The sequence below is a fragment of the Streptomyces mutabilis genome, from assembly GCF_014649815.1.
GTDB classification, from domain to species: domain Bacteria; phylum Actinomycetota; class Actinomycetes; order Streptomycetales; family Streptomycetaceae; genus Streptomyces; species Streptomyces mutabilis.
This window is the reverse complement of sequence record NZ_BMTT01000280.1, coordinates 1-544: the sequence shown is the minus strand read 5'-3', so window position 1 is coordinate 544 and position 544 is coordinate 1. Positions and strand designations below refer to the sequence as shown.

At 37.5% G+C, this 544-nt stretch carries 1 protein-coding gene; it reads right to left on the bottom strand.

Going from position 1 to position 544, the window contains the following annotated elements; all coding sequences use genetic code 11:
• Nucleotides 1-29 precede the first annotated feature (29 nt).
• Nucleotides 30-428 carry a PTS N,N'-diacetylchitobiose transporter subunit IIA gene (gene chbA, locus IE142_RS40330; protein ID WP_229831313.1) on the bottom strand — a complete coding sequence of 133 codons (399 nt, stop codon included), beginning with the start codon at nt 426-428 and terminating at the stop codon, nt 30-32.
• Nucleotides 429-544 lie beyond the last annotated feature (116 nt).

Sequence of the window (544 nt, the reverse complement as noted above, 5' to 3'; positions counted from 1 at the left end):
CGCTTTTAATGAGTGCATCATCATTCGCCTTACTTTATTTTTTCATGTAACTCGATAAGCTCTGTGACAAGCTCTCTGGCTAACATAGATGTCATTAAATGATCTTGAGCATGCACCAGTACCAAGCTCACTTTCGTTTTACCCAATCCTTGATCATCACCAATTAAGCGGGTCTGTATTTTATGAGCTTCATTTAATGCTGCTCGAGATTGTTCCATCATTTTCTTGGCTTGTGCAAAATCACCTTGCTTCGCTTTTTTTAACGCTGCATAAGCGATACTTCGTGCTTGCCCTGAATTAATAATTAACCCCATGATAATTTCTTCAAATTCATCATCTGTCGCTGAGCTATCAACGCAATTCTCAATATCTAACATCATTCCCCCTCTTTGGTGCTTAGCTGTGCAAAATAAGCACTGCACAGCCATTGTCTATTCGTTAAAATTTCAATGCATTAGCAATATCTTCTTCACTTTCTTCTTTATCAATTTCGGTTTGTGCTTTATTCGAAATAATCACAAAAGGCAGATAAATCAGTGTTGCA

Bases quoted from the DNA above. Each gene is read 5' to 3' on its own strand.
- chbA (WP_229831313.1), bottom strand. From the start codon at position 428: ATGGCTGTGCAGTGCTTATTTTGCACAGCTAAGCACCAAAGAGGGGGA.